The following is a 19,430-nucleotide window of genomic DNA, read 5'->3' on the forward strand; positions in this document are numbered from 1 at the left end:
AGTAGCCATTTGCGTTATAGTTTCACGTTGAGGACGACCTCAGCCTGCTGGCAAAACAATCCGGGACGGCCCGGCTCTACCGAAATAGGAGAGCCATATGGCTTGGATATATTTGCTGTTCGCAGGTCTTCTCGAGATCGTTTGGGCCTTTACGATGAAGCAGTCTGCGGGCTTCACGAAGTGGGTCCCCTCTGTCATCACCTTCGTCACCATGGCCGCCAGCTTCGGTTTGCTGTCGGTCTCCATGAAGACGCTTCCCCTTGGCACGGCTTACACCATCTGGACCGGTATCGGTGCCATCGGCGCATTTACCGTGGGCGTTCTCGTGCTCGGTGAGGCCGCCAGTGCCATGCGACTTCTCGCCGCCGTGCTCATCGTGAGCGGGCTCGTGCTGATGAAGCTCGCGTCATAACGCCGCACCCCAAAAGCCTGCATTGACGGAACCCTTGCGGGGGCGCGCGTGTCCGTATCACGAGTGACATCCGATGCCCCCCTCCGCCGATTGCCCTTCAGCGACAACCGGCATTCAACCGTCACTCAGTCGTCATTGCGTCGCCAAGTACGCCCCTTCCCTGAACCCTTCCCTTTAGGAGGCCCGGTGGACCTCTCCGAGTACTTCCCTGCCTTGCTGTTTCTGCTCGTCGCCCTGCTCATGGGCACGGCGTTGCTGTTCGTTGCCAAGCCCATCCGCCCGCACCGGCCGGATGCCGAAAAGAACTCGGCGTACGAATGCGGATTCAATGCGTTCGGGGACGCGCGCAAACAGTTCGACGTGCGTTTCTATCGCGTCGCGATTTTCTTCATCGTCTTCGATATCGAACTCGCCTTCACCATCCCGTGGGCGGTCTCCATGCGCGAAGTCGGCTGGCCCGGCTTCATCGCGATGATGTTCTTCCTGTTCATTCTGGCGTTGGGCTTCGCGTACGAATGGGGCAAGAAAGCGCTGGAGTGGGAATAAGTCCAAATAGCCCCCCGTTCACTTCCGACACCCCCGTCAGCATCGACACTCGCGTGCACACCTGTTCATAAGCTGAACAGGTGTCATGCGCGAACACCCCTTCCAAACTCGGCGGAATTTATCTCGATGCCCGAGATACTTACGTTTCGAGGGATTGGTATCGAACTTGCTAATCCTTGAACGCGACGACGAGAACGTCGCGCAGCGCTCCCCTCGCGCAGGTTGAACTCATCTTCATTACCTCAAGGATGCTTACCGTGGACAAGATCGAATACCTCGAACGGCAGATCAAGGAACATCACGCGACGCTCGCACACCACCCCGTGTTTCACTCCATCGAATCGATACAAGGTTTGCAGGTCTTCATGGAGTGGCACGTCTTCGCGGTCTGGGATTTCATGTCGCTGGTCAAGCGTCTCCAGGCCGACCTCACCACGATCACGCTGCCGTGGGTTGCTCCGCGCAACATCCACGCAGCACGCCTGATCAACGAAATCGTGCTGGGCGAAGAGTGTGACGACACCCCGCAGGGCCCGATGAGCCACTTCGATCTCTACCTCGCCGCCATGCGCGACGTGGGCGCCGATACGCGCCAGATCGCCCAACTGATCGATCTGGTGAAAAAGGGCAACAGCGTGAGCGCATCGCTCGTGACCGTGGGTGCCCCGGCGCCGGTCGTGCGCTTCGTCAACTCGACTTTCGCCACCTGCTACGAAGGCGCCACGCACCAGGTGCTCGGCAACTTCTTCTACGGCCGCGAAAACGTGATTCCCGACATGTTCCGCACGCTGCTCGACGGCTGGAAGATCGACGCGAAGAGCGTGCCGTTGCTCACCTACTACCTCGATCGCCATATCGAAGTCGACTCGGGCGAACACGGCCCGGCCGCGCGCGCCATGATCGTCGAAGCCGCGCAGGGCGAAGAGCGTCTGATGATCGAAGCCCTCGAAGCCGGACTGCGCGCCATCGACGAGCGCCTGCGCCTGTGGGACGGCCTGCACGAACACATCGTGGCGCTGCAAAAGGAAGCGGTCGCCGCCTGAGTGCCGAGTTCTGGCGGGTCGTCGCTCTCACCCGCAGCCCCCGGGCGGACGCCCCCCGGTCCGCCCAGCTTTTCGCCAGTCCCCACGATCCGAGGCAACGCCATGTCATTGCAGAGTTACGTCAGCCACGCTGACCAATGGGAGCAACGCGCCACGATCCGCTCGCGCCCGCGCCGTATCGTCGAAGACGACGAGCTGAGCTACTACCCGGTCGAGCGTCAGCCGCTCTACGCGCATCCGGCGGTGATCGATGCCGGGCGCGACGTGCAGGAGTACATCCTGCTGCAAAGCTTCTACAAGTACATCAACGACGTCATCATCTTCGAGACGGAAATCGTCAACAAAACGGCACTCGCCATCGCCAAGTTGCGCTTTCCGTTCGAATTTCCGTTTGCGTGCCGCAGCGACGCGATGTCGGTCGTCATCGACGAGAACTACCACGCCTATGTGGCGATGGACTATCTCGATCAGGTGGAGCGCAACACCGGCATCGCCCCCATCGAGCAGAACCGCGAAATCGAACTCTCGCGCGCCATTCCCCGCGCGATGGAATACGTGCCCGAGCAATACGCCGCCGGCATGGAACTGCTGGGCGTGGCCATCTCCGAGAACACCGTGACGGCCGAAGTCGCCGCCTTCTCGCGCGACAACACGCTCAAGCGCTCGGTCAAGGGCGTGATGGCCGATCACCTCGCCGACGAGGGCCGCCATTCGGTGTTCTGGATCAATCTGGTCAAGCTCTACTGGCAGTCGATCGACGAGACGGCACGCATCGAACTCGGCCGTGGCCTGCCGTTCTTCCTCACGGAATACCTCACGAACGAGCTGCAACTGGAGTTCGATCGCCGTCTGATCAGCACGCTTGCGCTGCCGGCCGCCACGCGCGAACAGATCGCCAACGACATGGTCGGCGCCTACCCCATCACGAATCAGCACCCGATGATCGTCAACATCCGCAAGTTTCTGAAGATGGCCGGCCTGCTCGATCACGAACCCACCCGCGCCGCTGTTGCGCAATACCTCTGAGGACCGGGCCATGAGAGCGATTTCTTTCGCCGTCGTCGGTAACAACCGTCTGGGCGCACGTGTGTTTCAGGCACTCCACGACATGGGTCACGATGTGAGCCCGGCCTGCGCCGACACCGGACCCTTGCGCGATATCGCCGAGCAGTTGGGTGCCGCCGTGCCCGCCTCTGGCACGGTACTCACCGGTATCGAATGGCGCATCGACTGCGGCGCGGCCGATCCGCAAATCGGCTGCGAGGCACAACATAGCCTCACGTTCACTGCGCGCGCCCCGGCGTTCCCGCCCACGCGCGCCGATCTCGCGTGGCAATGGGCAGGCCCGAAGGGAATCGCCGACGTCGTGACCAGCGTCTGCCAGTTTGGCGAACCCGTGTGCGGTGCCGATCTGGCCGCCCAGATCGATATCGAAGCCGAAACCCTGCTCGTGGATACGGTGAGCCGCCTCGGCCGCGATGCGCTTTCGCTCGACGACCTCAAACCGGCAAAGAAGAAGCCTGGCGGCGTCGCCCTCGACTTGCATCAGTTGTCCGGCTGGCATCTGACGAACGAAACCGCGCGCGACGTCGTACTCGAACCGTCGCTGCCCGAAATGGTGTCGCGCCGGGCCGTTGCCACGCCGTCCGCGATTGCCCTGCGCGATGCCGACGGCGACGTCGACTACCGCACCTTCGTGGGTGCGTCGATGAAGCTTGCGTCGCAACTCGCTGCATTGATGCCGGCAGCGTCAGCCGACGACGATGCCCCGCGTGTCATTGCCGTGCGCCTCCGGAAGTCGCGCCTGCTGTACACGGCCATTCTCGGTGCCATCGGCGCGGGCGCCGCGTACGCGCCGCTCGACCCGTCGTTCCCGCCCGACCGCGTGCGCCAGATTCTGGAACAAAGCCGCGCCGTCTGCCTGCTCACCGATGAAGACTTCGACGAGAGCGTGCTGGCGGGTCTCGACGTCAAGGTGCTGCGCATCACGGCGCTCGACGCAGAGAACATCGATATCGCCAACACCTCGTGGCCGGTAGAGCGTCAAGCCGATCGCACGCAGCGTTGCGCCATCACGATCTTCACGTCCGGATCGACGGGCACGCCCAAGGGCGTCATGCTCACGCATCGCAACATCGTGCACTTCTGCCATTGGTATCGCGACTACATCGGCATGGACGCCAGCTCGCGCGTGTTGCAGTTTTGCACGGTGGCCTTCGACGTCTCCCTGCTCGACATCTTCCCGACGTTCCTCGCGGGCGCAACGCTTGTGATCCCGACGGAAGAACAGCGCCACGCACTGGATGACCTGAGCGCGCTCATCGCCGACGAAGCGCTGACGCATGCGTTCCTGCCGCCCGCCCTGCTCGCCGTGATGCCGGACGCCGAATGGCCTGCGCTGCGGCATCTGCTGACCGGCGGCGACGTCTGCTTCCCGGAAACCATCGCGCGCTGGAGCCAAGGGCGCGAATTCCACAACATCTTCGGCCCGGCCGAGTGCACGGTGCTCGTCACCATCGCGCGTCTGAAGGCCGGAGACAGCAATCGCATGATCGGCCGCCCGATTGCCAACGTGCGCTGCTACGTGCTCGACGAAGCGGGCGAACCCGCGCTGACCGGCCAGCCGGGCGAACTGTGTGTGGCGGGTGCCGGCGTTGCCGACGGCTACCTGCACCGGCCGGATCTGACGCAAAACAGCTTCGTGCCGAATCCGTTTGCAGATGCCGACGGTGTCTGGCCCGCCGCCAGCGACGAGACGCTGTATCGCACGGGCGACATCGTGCAGTGGGACGACAGCGGCGTGCTGCACTTCGTGGGCCGTCGCGATGCACAGGTGAAGATTCGCGGCTTCCGCGTGGAAATGGGCGAGATCGAAGGGGCTGTGCTGGCCACCGGCCTCTACGGCCAGTGCGCGTGTGTCGTCGACGACCGCAAACGCATTCGTGGCTTCGTCGCGCGCCCCGGGTCGGCGCAGGCGACCGGCGACGCGGTGCGCGAACAACTCGCCGCGCGGCTGCCCGACTACATGGTGCCGTTTGAGATCGTGGTGCTCGACGCCCTGCCCGCCACCAACAACGGCAAGATCGACCGGGGCGCGCTCTCGCGCATGCCGGCGCAGCGCGTCGTGACTGCGACGGAAGACGAACCGCTCACCGAAACGGAAACGCAGTTGCGCGCCCTCTGGGCACGGCTGCTTGATCTCGAACCGTTCGAGATTGGCCGCGACGATTCGTTCTTCAATCTCGGCGGCCATTCGTTGCTGGTCTCCCGCCTGATGCTGGCCGTGAAGAAGGAGTTTGGCGGCAATGCACCGCTCGCGCGCTTCATGGAGCGCCCGACCGTGGGCGCGTTGGCCTCGCTGCTGACCAGCGACGATCTGAAGAAGGGCGAACGCATTCCGCAGCGCGTCTTCGACGACATGGCACTGCCTGAGGAAATTCGACCGGTCGATGGACTGCGTCCGACGCCCGACGGTGCCAAGGCGATTCTGCTGACTGGCGCCAACGGTTTCCTCGGCACGTTTATCGCAGCGGAGTTGATCGCGCAAACGTCCGCCGTCGTGCACTGCATGGTGCGCGCGCCCAGTCAGAAGGACGGTGAAGGCCGTCTCGCACAAGCGCTGCACGCCAACGGTCTCGGCGCACTGATCGGGCACCCGCGCCTGAAGGTCGTGCTCGGCGATCTGGCCAAGCCGCATCTTGGACTCACCCCCGATACGTGGCACGCACTCGCACGCGACATCGATGCGATTTATCACAACGGTGCGCACGTCAACCACGTCTACGACTACCCGTATCTGTACGACGCGAATGTCGGCGCGACGCTCGAACTGCTGCGGCTCGCCTGCGAGTACCGCAACAAGTCGATGCACTTCGTCTCGACGCTGTCGGCAGCGAGTGCGATGGACGACAAGGGCCACGTGCTCGAAGCCGGCCCCGCGCGCAATGCCCCGGCGTTCGTGAACAACGGCTACAACGTGACGAAATGGGTCGCGGAGCATCTGGTCTGGGAGGCCGCCGAGCGCGGCGTGGACGCAACCATCCTGCGCCCGGGCAACATCACGGGCGTGGCGAGTTCCGGTCTGTGCCAGCCCACGCGCAACCGCATCCTGCTGCTCGTGAAGGGGTCGCTGCAACTGGGCGCAGCACCGGCCGGCGACACCGATTTCGACTTCACACCGGTCGACTTCCTCGCGCACGCTGCGGTGCGTTGCACGACTGACCCGCAGCGCGAATTGCGCGTGTTCCACCTGCAAAACCCGCAACCGCTGACGTGGGAAGACTATCTCGGCGCATTGGCACCCTGCGGCTACTCACTGGCGTTGGAAGAGCCCGCCGACTGGCGCAACCGCCTCACGTCGATCGATGAAACGAACGCGCTGTTCGATGTCGTGGCGTTCTATCTCGACGACAGTCAGGAAGACATCGGCGACATGGCGCGCATTGCGCACCAGCGCACCGCCGAAACGCTGGGACGTCTGGGCGTCGCTTACCCGCGCAAAGACCCCCAGTTGCTGGCGGCGCACTTCAACTACCTGATCGAAAGCGGTTTTCTGCCGCTGCCGGCCACCGTCGACGAGCCGTACACACAACGAGAGCTGGACACCGAGCCGGCCGCCTGACCTCGTGGATTCAATGATTCTCGTGCAGTCCCTTCTCACATCAAGGAGCACATCATGTTGCAAAAAGTCCGCACCGAGCTGCAACCCGACACGCTGATTCACAACCTGAGCACCACCGTGCATGCCGGCGTCGCGGATCTCGACGCCCCTGCACGCAAGGTGTGGGACGTGGTTGGCCGCTTCGACGGCTACAACCGCTTCGTCACCGGTCTGGAGTACATCCAGATGACCGGCACCGCCACCGGCCCGCGCTCGCTGCGCCACAAGCACTTCACCGGCGGCGACCTCGTCGTGGAGCAACTGAACACGCGCGACGATGCCGGCATGACGATGAGCTGGACGCTCATTTACACCACGTTCGACATCGGCAACATGTGGGCGTCGATGGAAGTCGTGCCGCGCGGCGACAACGGCTGTACGGCCACCTACCGCATCGTCGGCGAAGCCAAATCCGGCAACCCGAAAGACCAACCGGCGTTCGACGCCTTTGCCGTCGCGTTCCTGAAAATGGCGATGGACAACCTGCGCACGATGTTCAACGGCTGACCGGGACGCCTGCGAGACGTTGGCTGCCCTTCGATCCTCCGCGGCGCTCGCTGCGGAGGATTTCTTACCTGCTTCGTCACGGACCGCCTCATGGACAGACATATCCCGCCCGCCGGGCGCTGGCAACTTGCGATGCGCGCGCAACGCATGAAGCCGTCGTCGTTGCGAGAATTGCTCAAGGTCGCCGAACGTCCCGACATCATCTCGTTCGCCGGTGGCTTGCCCTCCCCCTATGCCTTGCCGGTCGAACGCTTGCGCGCTGCGGCCGACGACATCTTGCGCCACGACGCGACCGGGGCACTGCAATACGGCCCATCGGAAGGCTACACGCCGTTGCGCGAGGCCATCGCCGAGCGTCTGTCGACGGGTGGCACACGCATCAACGCGTCGCAGATTCTCGTCACCACCGGCTCCCAGCAAGCGCTCGATCTCGTAGCCCGCGTGCTCATCGACCCGGGCAGCCGCGTGCTGGTCGAAACGCCGACGTACCTCGGCGCCGTACAAGCGCTCGCGCAGTACGAACCGGCCTTCGAAGAGGTGCCGACCGATGCCGCAGGCCTGTTGCCCGACCGGCTCAGCGACGCGTCGATGCGCACCGCCCGCCTGCTCTACACGCAACCCAATTTTCAAAATCCGACCGGGCGCACGCTGGCCCTTGAGCGACGCATCGCGCTCGTCGCGCGCGCCCACGACACCGGCTTGCTGCTGGTCGAAGACGATCCCTATGGCGAACTCGTGTACAGCGGCCACACGCCGCCGTCGCTACTCTCGATGGCGCCGGAGAGCGTCGTTCACCTTGGCTCGTTCTCGAAAGTGATTGCGCCGGGATTGCGCGTCGGTTATCTCGTCGCGCCGGAGGAACTGATGGTCAAGCTGTTGCAGGCCAAACAGGCAAGCGACCTGCACACCACCGGCCTCACGCAACGGCTTGCCCACGCGCTGCTCACCGACGGCGATTACGACGCTCACCTCACGGCCATACGCCTGCGCTACCGCGCGCAATGCGCGCTGATGCTCAAATGCCTCGCGCAGTTCATGCCCGACGGTGTTTCATGGACGCGTCCCGCTGGCGGCATGTTCCTGTGGGTCACGCTGCCCGAACAAATCGACAGCGCGCACCTGTTCGAAGACGCCCTCAAACTTGGCGTCGCGTTCATCCCCGGTGCATCGTTTCACGCCATCTCACCGCAAGCGAATACGTTGCGGCTGACGTTCGCGACTGCGACGCCCACGGAGATCGAAACCGGTATTGCGCGTCTGGCCGATGCCATCAAGGCACGCCTGCGAGAAACGGCGGTCTGCGTCGCCGTGCCCTGACCCTCACCCGCTCCCTCACCTTCAACACGGTGCATTGGCCGTCGCGCCCGGTGCACCGCCTCATGCACACGCCTGAAGCGTGGCGTCCGTTTGTTCGGTCAGTCCCAGGTGTTGCGCGATTTGCCGGAATCGCGCGACGCACGGGTTGGTCGTCGCTGCACTCCACACCAGCGCAACGTCGATGAACGGCGCACGCAGCAACGGGATGAATTTCACGTTATCCGCGTGTGTGCTGCGCATCGAGTTGTGCACCAGCGCCACCCCCAGCCGTTGTCCGACCAGATTGACGATGGTCTGCTGAAAGTTCGTCTCGAGACGCACCTGCGGCATGAAACCGGCCTGCCGGCAGTGTTCGGTAATGGTGTTGTAGATATAGGGCGACGCGTCGCGCGGCGAAATGATGAACGAATCGTCCTTTAATTCGGCAACGGAGATTGCCGAACGAGACTCCAGCCGATGTCCCGCTGGCAGCGCGGCCACCAGCGGCTCGCGAAAGATGGTTTCCGTGCACAGCTCGTCGGTCGCATCCGACGAATACATGATGCCCACGTCGAGCTTGCCGCTGCGCAGATCTTCCGCCAGCGTGGTCGGAATCGTCTCTCTGAGTTTGACTTCAATACGCGGGAAGGCCGCTGCATAGGCGCGCGTCAGGATCGGCAAGACACTGCACGCGACCGCAAACATGAAGCCGGCCGATAGCGTGCCGGCGTCACCGAGTTCTGCGGCGCGCGCATGCGAGCGTGCGCGATCGAGTGTGGCGAGCACCGAGCGCGCGTCGCCATAGAAGCGCTGACCGGCAGCGGTGAGCTGCACGCTGCGCTGCGTTCGCTGGAACAACACGACGCCGAGCTCTTCTTCGAGCATGGCGATCTGTCGGGAAAGCGGGGGTTGCGAGATATGCAAAAGACTCGCTGCACGACCGAAATGCAGCGTTTCAGCCAGTACTACGAAATAGCGGAGTTGCCTCAGTTCCATGGAGCCTGCCCCTAAAAAGAACATCGGTTTCTATTCATAGCGAACCGGTATCAGTCATCACATCATATGGTATTGGAGGCCTCCGGCGAATCGAACTATGCTTGCTCTTGCTTTATGGAGCACCCCCCACGGCAGTCGCCATTTTGCGATCCGGTGCCGCCAAACGCGGCACATGCCACTTCCTATAAAGTTAATGAGAGACGCTATGACCGCCCACGATCCGCTGGACAGTTCAAACGCACACTTTCAGTCTTCACCACGTCCGTCGCTCGATCAGCTTTGTGGTGCCGACCCGACCATGCTGGCCACGTTGGCCCGTGCCCGCCTTCTCATCGATCGTCAACTGCCGATTCTGGTGCTGGGTGAAACTGGCACCGGCAAGGAATATCTCGCCCGTGCACTGCACGACTACAGCCTGCGCCGCCACGCCGCCATGGTGTCGGTGAACTGCGGCTCCATCCCCGAGAACCTCATCGAAAGCGAACTCTTCGGTTATCAGCGCGGTGCCTTCTCCGGTGCCTTGAACTCAGGCATGAAAGGCAAAGTCGTGCAGGCCGACGGCGGCACGCTGTTTCTCGACGAAATCGGCGATATGCCCGCAGCGCAACAAACGCGATTGCTGCGTGTGCTCTCCGAGCGCGAAGTCACGCCCATCGGTTCGGCCAGACCCATCGCCGTCGACCTGCAACTCGTTTGCGCAACGCACCAGAATCTCGAGTCGCGCGTACAGGCCGGACTATTTCGTGAAGATCTTTACTACCGCATTGCGGTCGGCATCGTGCATCTGCCACCGCTACGCGTACGGCATGACCGCGACTGGCTGCTCGGCGCAATGATTGCCACCGAATCACGCGGCACCGCCAATCTCGATTCGCTCGAGCGCGAGGCGCGCGAGCTGCTGCTGTCGTATTCATGGCCGGGCAACCTGCGCCAGATGCGCACCGCCGTGCAATACGCCTGTGCGGTCAAGAGCGACGACACCATCCGCGTGCGCGATCTGCCGGCCAATCTGCTGCAAAGCGCCAGCCGTCACGCCGCCAGCGCCGCCCCGGTGGCCGCCGCGATGCCGGGGCTCATTCAACCCACACCACTGGCGTCGCTTTCGCCCATCGCCAACGGCGAACGCGAGATCATCATTCGCGTGCTTTCCGAGCGTCGATGGAATATTTCTGCCGCCTCGCGCGAACTCGGCATCTGCCGCACGTCGCTCTACCGGAAGCTTCGCGAGCTGCACATCCCCCACGTTCGCGACATGGGCAGCGACGCCCTGCTGGGCTCGCATCGCTGATGCTTCGCCATTCACCCTACGGTCCGTCTCTGACATGGCAAGCGGCACGTCCGATGTTTGGACGTAAAGCTCCAGACATTTCCCGCAATGCAGCAGACGGGTGACGGCCCGCCTGCTCCCGTTCCTTCCACCCGAACGTGTGATCGTGTGAACGCGTGAATGCGAGTTCGCCGCGTCAGGCCCGGTCTGCCAGCAACGCCATCATGGCGGAGTCCTTGTAGCGCGGCCCCGTCGTTGCGCCCGCCGGCATCTGCGCATCGAGTGCGCGCAGGATTCCCGCATCGATGCGCGCCGTCGCCGCCCCCAGGTTTTCTTCCAGCCGGGCGATGCTGCGCGTACCGGGAATCGGCACGATATCGTTGCCGCGCGAGAGCACCCATGCCAGCGCGAGCTGCGCGGGCGTCACGCCGGCCTGCACGGCGTAGGCCGCCAGCGTTTGCGCCAATCGCATGTTGGCCGCGAAATTCTCCCCTTGCAGACGCGGATCGGAGGTGCGGCGCGAATCGCCTTCGGGGAAATCTTCCGCGCGGCGTGCCGTGCCGGTCAGAAAGCCTCGCCCTAACGGGCCAAACGGCACGAGCCCGATGCCCAGCTCTCGCAGGCAAGGCAGAATTTCGGCTTCGAGATCGCGATGAAATAACGAATACTCGCTTTGCAGCGCGCTGACCGGATGCACCGCGTGGGCGCGGCGAATCGTGCGCTCGCTCGCTTCAGACAAGCCGAAGTAGCGCACTTTCCCCGCACTGACGAGGTCGCCAACGGCGCCCGCTACGTCTTCGATCGGCACGTTCGGATCGACGCGGTGTTGATAGAGCAAGTCGATATAGTCAGTGCCCAAACGCGCGAGACAGCCATCGACAACGGTGCGGATGTGCTCGGGACGGCTGTCCGCGCCGGTCACGGCACCGTTATCGAAACGGAATCCGAACTTTGTCGCGATGATGGCCTTTTCACGCTGGCCTTTGAGCACGCGCCCGAGCAACTGTTCGTTGACAAAAGGCCCATAGACTTCGGCCGTGTCGAAGAAATTGCAGCCAAGCTCCAGCGCCCGTTCTATGACACGAACCGATTCGGCGTCGTCAGCGGGGCCATAGGCATAACTCATGCCCATGCACCCGAGGCCCAAGGCGGGCACCTCCAATCCCTGCGTCCCCAGCCGTCGTTTTGGCAGCATCGTATTGCTCCTGTGCGATGTCGTGCAGTGTGGTTTCGATTGATCTGATCTCTTGCCCTGATTGCCCCGACACAAACGCGCCAGTGCACACGCTCACAATGCAAGTTTCGAACCACTGCGCGTCTCGTCACACCACGCGTAGCGCGAATACCGCATGGCGGCTGGTTTTGCCGTCGATGCATCGTTTTCGAACGCGCGTTGGAAGTCCTGTAGCAATCACACATACGCGTGCGACATCTGTCGCACCACGCGACAGGTGTCCATGCCGGTGAGACAGTACACGGCGCCTACCCCCGTTTCAGGTGGTGATTCCAGAGTCCTTTCCGTGTCTGCACGGCCACATGGCATCCGAATTGCTTGGAGTCCGTTATTTCGTCCATGCCCGTCATGCACGGGTGACTCATTACAATGACCGAAATCAATACGGCAAGTCAGGCGAGCACGGGGCTCGCCCTGTATGGCGAAACGCGCAGCATCATGGCCCGCTTCTCGGGCTGGCTGACGCATCTGACCGCCGACGAGCAATGTCGCGCACGCGCCTTTTCCCGACCGGCCGATCGGCAGGATTATGTTGCGGCGCACATTCTTGCGCGCGTCGCTGCCGCCCGTGTGACCGGTGTCACCAGTGCGGCGGCCGATCTTGCGCGCACCTATGCGCTGGTGCAGCGCTGCGAGCAATGCGGCGGTGCACACGGGCGTCCACACCTGCCCGCGCATCCCGGACTGCATGTCAGCCTGAGTCATACGCGAGGTGCCGTCGCCGCCGCGTGTGCCATCGAGCCGGTCGGCATCGATGTCGAACACTGGGATCAGGCGTTGTCGGTCGATCTGGATCTTGGCGATCTGCCGGAAGACATGGGGATCACCGGCAGTGAACGCGACCGCCTCGCCGCCTTCGCGAGCGTGGCGCTCACGCACCATGCGCCGTCACCCCGTGTCTTGGCGTGGCTGCGGTTGTGGACACGCAAAGAAAGTCTGGTGAAAGTAGGCGTCACGACGCTCTCCGGTCTTAGCAGCGTCGACCTTTCCGGACTGCCGATGAGCGAAGCCCCGCTGCGCGCGTGGCAGCGCCGGGTCGCGCACGGCATCTGGTCAATGACCGACTGGCTGGACCCTGCCATGCGCATCAGCGGCACGGTGACCTGTACCGGTGCGGTCACCATCGAGCAGATCGAGGCAATCGAGGCGTAGCGCGGGTCGACTGTTCCCGTCACAGGGCGTGGCAACTGTACCTGTCGCACAACAACGGAACCCCGCTAGAATCGATTCACCTGTCACCCATCCAAGGTGGTTCTCATGATTCGCGTACTCGGCCGACCGGGGTCCATCAACGTGCGCAAGGTGCACTGGCTCTGCCACGAACTCGACGCGCCATTCGTCAACGAACCTTGGGGCGATGCCACGGGCGCGCTGTCGCTCGCCGACCCGGGATTCATCGCCCTGAACCCGAACCGGATGGTGCCGGTGATCGACGACAGCGGCTTCGTGATGTGGGAGTCGAACAGCATCCTGCGCTATCTGGCGGCCACGCGCGGCAGCAGCGCGCTGTACCCGGCGGCACCGCGTCAGCGCGCCCGCGTCGATCAGTGGATCGACTGGCAGGCGGCCGATCTGAATCCCGCATGGCGCTATCCGTTCATGTCGCTGGTGCGCCGCGCGCCGGGCTACGACAACCCGGCCACGCTGGACGCCAACGTGCAGCGCTGGTGCGACCTCATGTCCGTACTCGACCAGCAACTACAAGCCACTCAAGCCTTCGTCTGTGGCGAGACGTTCACGCTCGCAGACGTCCCCATCGGCTTGTCGGTGCACCGCTGGTTCAGCACACCCATCGAGCATCCGCCGCTCGACGCCGTGACGGCCTACTACGACCGGCTCTCACAACGGGAAGGATTTCGCCTGTACGGACGAAACGGCACGCCCTGAAAGGCAATGAAAGGGGCCGGAAGGCTATGAACTTTGAGGGGCCGGGAAACTGGCACAGACGCGCCACTTGTTGTAGATTTCGTTTCAGCAGACAGAACCATCGCAGTTCTGCACCGGATCATTAGGATTGCTGAAAGGAACGACCATGAGAATCGACAGTGGCCTGAGTTATCTGGGCGCCAACGGCACGCAATCTCCCGCGGCCGCCAAGCGCACCGACGCCTCCTTTGCCGCGGCACTCGCTGCCACGACGCAATCGCCGACACACATCAGCAGCACGCCTTCGCAGAAAGCCGCCGAGGCCAAGCCGACTGACTTCACGAGCATGACCCGGCAACAGATGCGCGACTGGGTCAACACTCAGATTCAAAGCGGGCAGATGTCGCTCGACGACAGCTCGCCGCTGATGGCCATGACGATGAAGATTTCCGTCGACACGGGTATCGAAGTCCCGGCCGGCAGCGATACCGAGCAGATCGACTTCACCAACCGGGCCCGTCAAGGGATTGCCGCCGCCCTGTCGCGCAACGAACCCGGGAATGCCAAGCGCTTGCAGGTCGCACTCGACCTCCTGCTCAAACATCAGGGCGAGACGTTCGGCGTGAATACCCACGCCTGACGCTTCGTTTTTCGCCCGCTCCCGGCAGAGCGCGCTGTTGGCGGCCCACACGGCTGTCATTTCTTTGTAATCCCTGTGCAAGCCCGGTGTGGGAGGCGGCTCCCTAGACTGGCATCGCGTGATCGGACATCCGATCGAGCCCATGCCACTCTTCAGGAGCCAACCCCATGCCGTACGCCGTCCGTTCTCTCGTTGCGCAGTCTGCCGCTGCCCTCGCCTTGCTCACAGGCGCTGCCGTCCCCGCTTTCGCCGCCCCCGCAGCCCCCACCGCAACCCCCATCAAGAACATCGTGCTGGTGCATGGCGCGTTCGTCGGCGGCGCAGGCTGGCGTCCCGTCTACGACATCCTCGTCAAAGACGGTTACCACGTCACGCTGGTGCAAGAGCCGCTCACCTCGTTTGCAGAAGACGTGACTGCCACCAAGCGCGTACTCGACACCCTCGACGGCCCGGCCGTGCTCGTGGGCCACAGCTACGGCGGCGCGATCATCACCGAAGCGGGCAACGACGCCCACGTCAAGGCGCTGGTCTACATCGCCGCGCACGCCCTCGATACCGGCGAGACTGAAGCCAGCAACGGCAAGAAGTATCCGAATGCCACCAAAGCAGTCGTCAAGACGGCCGACAACTACCTGTACCTGAACCCGGCCGACTATCCGGCGGACTTTGCCGCCGACCTGCCGCGCGCGCAGGCCGAATTCGAAGCCCATGCGCAGATGCCGACGTCGGCGTCCGTTTTCACCGCGAACATTCCCGACCCGGCATGGAAGACCAAGCCGAGCTGGTACATGGTCGCCAAGGCCGACCGCATCATCAATCCGGATCTGGAACGCATGTATGCCGCCCGCGCGCATGCGCACACGGTAGAAATCGACGGTGCCAGCCATTCGGTCTACGAGTCGCACCCGAAGGAAGTCGCCGCGCTCATCGAACAGGCCGCAGAACACGCCGGCGAGTGAGCTTTCACACTTCTGCACACCTGAGCGCCGCAGGCCATACATCGCCAAAACGGCTATGCTGTGGCCAGCGGCGCGCTGACATCACCGCGCGCCTCCACGCCACTACTTACGCCGCAACATCATGCGAATTCTTGTCATCGAAGACGAAGCCAAGACGGGTGACTACCTGCGTAACGGACTGACCGAAGCGGGCTACGTCGTGGATGTCGCGACCGACGGCATCGACGGCTTGCATCTCGCCACCGAGACCGCTTACGACCTGATCCTGCTCGACGTGATGATGCCCGCGATGGACGGCTGGACGGTCATGCGAAAACTCGGCGAGCGCTCGCGCACGCCGGTGCTGTTCCTGAGTGCGCGCGGCACGCTCGAAGACCGTCTCAAGGGGCTGGATCTCGGTGCCGACGATTACCTCGTCAAGCCCTTCTCGTTCGCCGAATTACTCGCCCGCATCCGCATCATCCTGCGGCGCGGGCAACCGCAGGCGGGTGACGACGCACTTGTCGTCGGCGATCTGCGCATCGACGTCTCGCGCCGCCGGGTCGAGCGCGGCGGCACACGCATCACCCTCACGCCCAAGGAATTCGCATTGATGCGGTTCTTTGCCGAACATCAGGGCGAAGTACTGTCTCGCACCCTGATCGCGTCGCGCGTATGGGACATGAATTTCGACAGCGATACCAATGTGGTCGACGTGGCCGTACGCCGCCTTCGCCAGAAGATCGACGATCCGTTTTCGACCCGGCTCATTCATACGGTTCACGGTGTGGGCTATCGCTGCGAAAGCGAGGCGTGAGGCAACCTTCGATGCCAGCCCTGATGCAAAACGCCAAGCGCCTCACCCTCTCCACCCGGCTCGCGTTGTCATTCGCGCTGCTTGCCTTCATCGCGACGGCGGGTGTCGGCTTCATGCTCAACTGGAAGCTCGAAGCGCAGTTGAGCGTGCGCGACGACGGCGCCCTCGTCACCCGCGTGGATCAACTGCGCACGCTGATGCAGGATGTGGACGCACACGATCTCATTCGTGACAAGCCGCACCTGTTCGCCAATATGCTCGGCAACACCGAGTCATTACTGGTGGTCGGCTATCCGGGGGAAGCGCCGCTCATCAACGTCAATCCGGGGCACTCGCCCGTGCCCGCGATGCAACCGGTCGCGGCCGACGCGCCGCTCACACTGGCGGCCGTACGCCACACGACGATGCCCGATGGCACGCCGTTCATCTACGTCGCTGCGGCTGCGCACGGTGTCACGGGGCAGCGCGACTTGCAGATCGTCTCCGGCCGGTTGATGACAGAGCGCACAGAAATGCTGCACGACTATCGCCGCCAGATCGTGCTCTTCGCACTCGCTGGCGCCGTGCTCGCCGCGATGCTCGCGTTTGCGCTCGCCCGCTATGGTCTGCGGCCGTTGCGACGCCTTGCTGCGCAAACCGCTGCCATTGGCGTGGGCACCCTGTCCACGCGCATCGAGCGGCACAATGCGCCGCCCGAACTCGATCCGCTGGTGGATGCTTTCAACGCCATGCTCGACCGGCTGGAGCGTGGTTTCACGCAGTTGAAACAGGTCTCTGCCGACATGGCGCACGACCTGCGCACGCCGATTGCCAACCTGCTCGGTCAGACCGAAGTGGGGCTGCGCCAGACGCGCGAGCCCGCCTATTACCAGCAACTGCTCGGCTCGAATTTTGAAGAGTTGCAGCGCTTGTCGAAGATGATCGACAACATGCTGTTTCTGGCACGCGCCGAACACGCCGACCATGCCATCGACCGGCAGTCCGTCGCACTCTCGGAAGAACTGCCGCGTCTGGTCGAATACTTCGAAGGTCTGGCAGACGAACGTGGCATCCGTCTGGAATGGCAAGGCGACGCGCATGTGCTCGCCGACGCCCAATTGCTGCGCCGCGCGCTCGCCAACCTGATCGTCAATGCCATTCGATATGCCGATGCAGATACCGTCGTCCGTATCGGCGCCGATCCGCACGATGGCGCAACGGCATTGCACGTCGAGAGCTTCGGCCCGACCATCGACGCCGCACACCGCGAGCGGCTGTTCGACCGGTTCTACCGCACCGACGCTGCGCGCCACCAACCGTCCGGCTCGAATGGTCTCGGGTTGTCGATCGTGCGCAGCATCATGCAGCTTCACGGCGGCACGTGGGCCGTGCACAGCGAAGCGGGTGTGACACGATTTACGCTGACCTTTCCTGACGCATAAACGCGGCCTCCTGCATCACACCGACTCGGCCATCGTTTCTCGCATCACCTGTGCGAGCGCGATCACGCCCGCTTCGATGTGTTCCGAACGGATCGACGAGAAGCCGAGCCGGAACATATTGCGCGGCGGCGCATCGCCCATGAAGAACACGTCGCCCGGCTCGATCAGAATGCCGCGCGCCTTGGCACGCAGCGCGAGCAGATTCGCATTCAATCCCTCGGGACCACGCACCCAGCAGGACGCGCCGCCCTTCACGCGCACGAACGTGGCCTCCGGCATGTGCGCGCTCAAGGCGGCGGTCAGCACCTCGGCCCGCTTGGCGTAAGTATCGGCCAGACGCCGCAGCAACGCGTCGTGATGCCCCAGCGCGAGGAACATCGAAAACGAGCGCTGAATGAACGCCGACGGGTGGCGAATCATCAGGCGCCGCAGCGCGCGCAACTCGGCCACGAGCGCCGCCGGTGCCACGATATAGCCCAGCCGCAGTCCCGGCGCGAACGACTTCGACAAGCTGCCGATGTAGATCACGCGGTCGCTGCGATCCAGACTCTTCAGCGCCGGAATCGGAATATCCGAATAGCTGTTCTCGCTCTCGTAGTCGTCTTCGATCAGCACGAAGTCTTCGGTTTCCGCACGCCGCAGCAGTGCCTCACGATGGGCGAGCGGCATCGTCGTCGTGGTCGGACACTGATGCGAGGGCGTGACATAGACGTAGTCGCACTGCGACAGGTTGTCATCGACCGGCACCCCGAACTCGTCGACCGGCAAGCCGATCAGCTTCGGCGTGCGTATCGCGAAGATATTGCGCGCATCGGGATAACCGGGGTCTTCGATGCCGACCGTCGTGCGCGCGCCGACCAGCAGGTCGGCCAGCAGGTACAGCGCCTGCTGCGCGCCATTGGTCAGCACGATCTCGTCGGCATCGGCCCACACGCCGCGGCGCGGCAACACACGCGTGCGAATCTGCTGAATCAGCGTTTCGTCGTCGCGCGCGATCATGTCGGGCGCCCAGTCGCGGATCTCCATGATGGTGAGCGCCTTCTGGCAGCACTCGCGCCAGTCCGCCGTCGGGAACATCGTGGGATCGAACTGCCCGTAAATAAACGGGTACTGGTACTGCTGCCAGTCGATGGGCTTGACGATGTTGCGCTGCCCCGATGGGCGAACCACATACCGCCCCTCCCAGTCGGGTGTCAGCGGGTCGAGCGGCGCGATGGTGCCAGCGGCAGCGCCCGCAGGTGTGTCCCCTGCATTGGCGGCTACACCGCGCGCGCCTGCATTCGCCGCCTCGCGTGACTCGGCACTTTGCGTGCCGACGCGTGGCGCGAGGATGTCGCCATTGACGAAGTAGCCGCGCCGCTCCCGCGCGATCAGATAGCCCTCGTCGACCAACTGCTGATACGCCAGCACCACGGTGTTGCGCGCCACACCCAGCCCCTCGGCCAACTCGCGCGACGACGGCACCGCAGCGCCCCGCATGAGCCGCTCGTCAAGAATCGCCGACACCAGCATCTGGCGGATCTGACTTTGCAAACTCATGCCGGCGCGCGCCGACACCAGAAACAACTGGTTCCACATTGCCGCAGAAATCCGGCTCGACATCGCGTCCCCTTTCTTATTGATACTTCCAGAGCGTCAATTATTACTCATGGGACGGTGACGTTAATTCCGAATTCGGGTTTATCCGCAGTTTGGCTCCATTGCGTCAGATTCAAGCATTCATGCGGGTTAGCGGCCGATTTCGACCAAACGGAGCCAGTTGGCATCATCAAATGCGGCCAACTGGC

The 19,430-nt window shown here is 63.4% G+C and carries 17 protein-coding genes; 14 read left to right on the forward strand and 3 right to left on the reverse strand.

Annotation, left to right across the window (positions count from 1 at the left end; translation table 11 throughout):
* Nucleotides 1–97 precede the first annotated feature (97 nt).
* From CDV46_RS16545 to CDV46_RS16575, 7 genes are all read left to right on the forward strand, one after another.
* Complete coding sequence (locus tag CDV46_RS16545; RefSeq protein WP_058377377.1) at nt 98–412, forward strand: DMT family transporter; 315 nt, start codon at nt 98–100, stop codon at nt 410–412.
* 186 nt (nt 413–598) lie between these two features.
* Complete coding sequence (gene ndhC / locus CDV46_RS16550; RefSeq protein WP_212677131.1) at nt 599–958, forward strand: NADH-quinone oxidoreductase subunit A; 360 nt, start codon at nt 599–601, stop codon at nt 956–958.
* A 257-nt stretch (nt 959–1,215) separates the two neighbouring features.
* Nucleotides 1,216–2,001, forward strand: coding sequence for a DUF3050 domain-containing protein (locus tag CDV46_RS16555; protein WP_087690714.1), 786 nt, complete (start codon nt 1,216–1,218; stop codon nt 1,999–2,001).
* A 102-nt stretch (nt 2,002–2,103) separates the two neighbouring features.
* Nucleotides 2,104–3,027: a diiron oxygenase gene (locus CDV46_RS16560; RefSeq protein ID WP_087689440.1), complete on the forward strand. Its 924-nt coding sequence runs from the start codon at nt 2,104–2,106 to the stop codon at nt 3,025–3,027.
* Between the two features lie 10 nt (nt 3,028–3,037).
* On the forward strand, nt 3,038–6,622 hold the full coding sequence (locus tag CDV46_RS16565) for an amino acid adenylation domain-containing protein (RefSeq protein ID WP_087723695.1): 3,585 nt from the start codon (nt 3,038–3,040) through the stop codon (nt 6,620–6,622).
* 54 nt (nt 6,623–6,676) lie between these two features.
* A complete protein-coding gene (locus CDV46_RS16570) occupies nt 6,677–7,168 on the forward strand; it encodes an SRPBCC family protein (RefSeq protein WP_058377374.1) in 492 nt (163 codons plus the stop codon).
* Nucleotides 7,169–7,258: 90 nt separating this feature from the next.
* Nucleotides 7,259–8,485, forward strand: coding sequence for an aminotransferase-like domain-containing protein (locus tag CDV46_RS16575; protein ID WP_087723696.1), 1,227 nt, complete (start codon nt 7,259–7,261; stop codon nt 8,483–8,485).
* 60 nt (nt 8,486–8,545) lie between these two features.
* Here the strand turns inward: CDV46_RS16575 and CDV46_RS16580 are convergent, their stop codons facing one another.
* On the reverse strand, nt 8,546–9,460 hold the full coding sequence (locus CDV46_RS16580; RefSeq protein WP_087723698.1) for a LysR family transcriptional regulator: 915 nt from the start codon (nt 9,458–9,460) through the stop codon (nt 8,546–8,548).
* Between the two features lie 205 nt (nt 9,461–9,665).
* Here CDV46_RS16580 and CDV46_RS16585 point away from each other — a divergent pair, with 205 nt between their 5' ends.
* Entirely contained in the window at nt 9,666–10,748 is a 1,083-nt protein-coding gene (locus tag CDV46_RS16585) for a sigma-54-dependent Fis family transcriptional regulator (protein WP_087689448.1), read from the forward strand.
* 175 nt (nt 10,749–10,923) lie between these two features.
* Here CDV46_RS16585 and CDV46_RS16590 read toward each other — a convergent pair whose 3' ends face one another.
* On the reverse strand, nt 10,924–11,922 hold the full coding sequence (locus CDV46_RS16590) for an aldo/keto reductase (RefSeq protein WP_087689450.1): 999 nt from the start codon (nt 11,920–11,922) through the stop codon (nt 10,924–10,926).
* 408 nt (nt 11,923–12,330) lie between these two features.
* On the opposite strand from CDV46_RS16590, the gene CDV46_RS16595 reads away from it, so the two are divergent.
* The 6 genes from CDV46_RS16595 (at nt 12,331) to CDV46_RS16620 (ending at nt 17,643) form a co-directional block, all read left to right on the forward strand.
* The gene (locus CDV46_RS16595) at nt 12,331–13,113 is read left to right on the forward strand and encodes a 4'-phosphopantetheinyl transferase family protein (protein WP_087723700.1); all 783 of its coding nucleotides are present in this window, start codon (nt 12,331–12,333) and stop codon (nt 13,111–13,113) included.
* Between the two features lie 105 nt (nt 13,114–13,218).
* The gene (locus tag CDV46_RS16600; protein ID WP_087689463.1) at nt 13,219–13,848 is read left to right on the forward strand and encodes a glutathione S-transferase family protein; all 630 of its coding nucleotides are present in this window, start codon (nt 13,219–13,221) and stop codon (nt 13,846–13,848) included.
* A gap of 145 nt (nt 13,849–13,993) precedes the next feature.
* The gene (locus CDV46_RS16605) at nt 13,994–14,467 is read left to right on the forward strand and encodes a hypothetical protein (RefSeq protein ID WP_087689465.1); all 474 of its coding nucleotides are present in this window, start codon (nt 13,994–13,996) and stop codon (nt 14,465–14,467) included.
* Between the two features lie 167 nt (nt 14,468–14,634).
* Nucleotides 14,635–15,426 (forward strand): alpha/beta hydrolase, encoded by a 792-nt coding sequence (locus CDV46_RS16610; protein ID WP_087723702.1) that lies wholly within the window; start codon nt 14,635–14,637, stop codon nt 15,424–15,426.
* 121 nt (nt 15,427–15,547) lie between these two features.
* Nucleotides 15,548–16,222, forward strand: a complete 675-nt coding sequence (locus CDV46_RS16615) for a heavy metal response regulator transcription factor (RefSeq protein ID WP_087723704.1) — start codon at nt 15,548–15,550, stop codon at nt 16,220–16,222.
* An 11-nt stretch (nt 16,223–16,233) separates the two neighbouring features.
* Complete coding sequence (locus CDV46_RS16620) at nt 16,234–17,643, forward strand: heavy metal sensor histidine kinase (protein ID WP_254916095.1); 1,410 nt, start codon at nt 16,234–16,236, stop codon at nt 17,641–17,643.
* A 15-nt stretch (nt 17,644–17,658) separates the two neighbouring features.
* Here CDV46_RS16620 and pdxR read toward each other — a convergent pair whose 3' ends face one another.
* Nucleotides 17,659–19,245, reverse strand: coding sequence for a MocR-like pyridoxine biosynthesis transcription factor PdxR (gene pdxR / locus CDV46_RS16625; RefSeq protein ID WP_087723705.1), 1,587 nt, complete (start codon nt 19,243–19,245; stop codon nt 17,659–17,661).
* Between the last annotated feature and the right edge of the window lie 185 nt (nt 19,246–19,430).

This window comes from Pandoraea sp. PE-S2T-3 (genome assembly GCF_002179965.1).
Classification (GTDB): Bacteria; Pseudomonadota; Gammaproteobacteria; order Burkholderiales; family Burkholderiaceae; genus Pandoraea.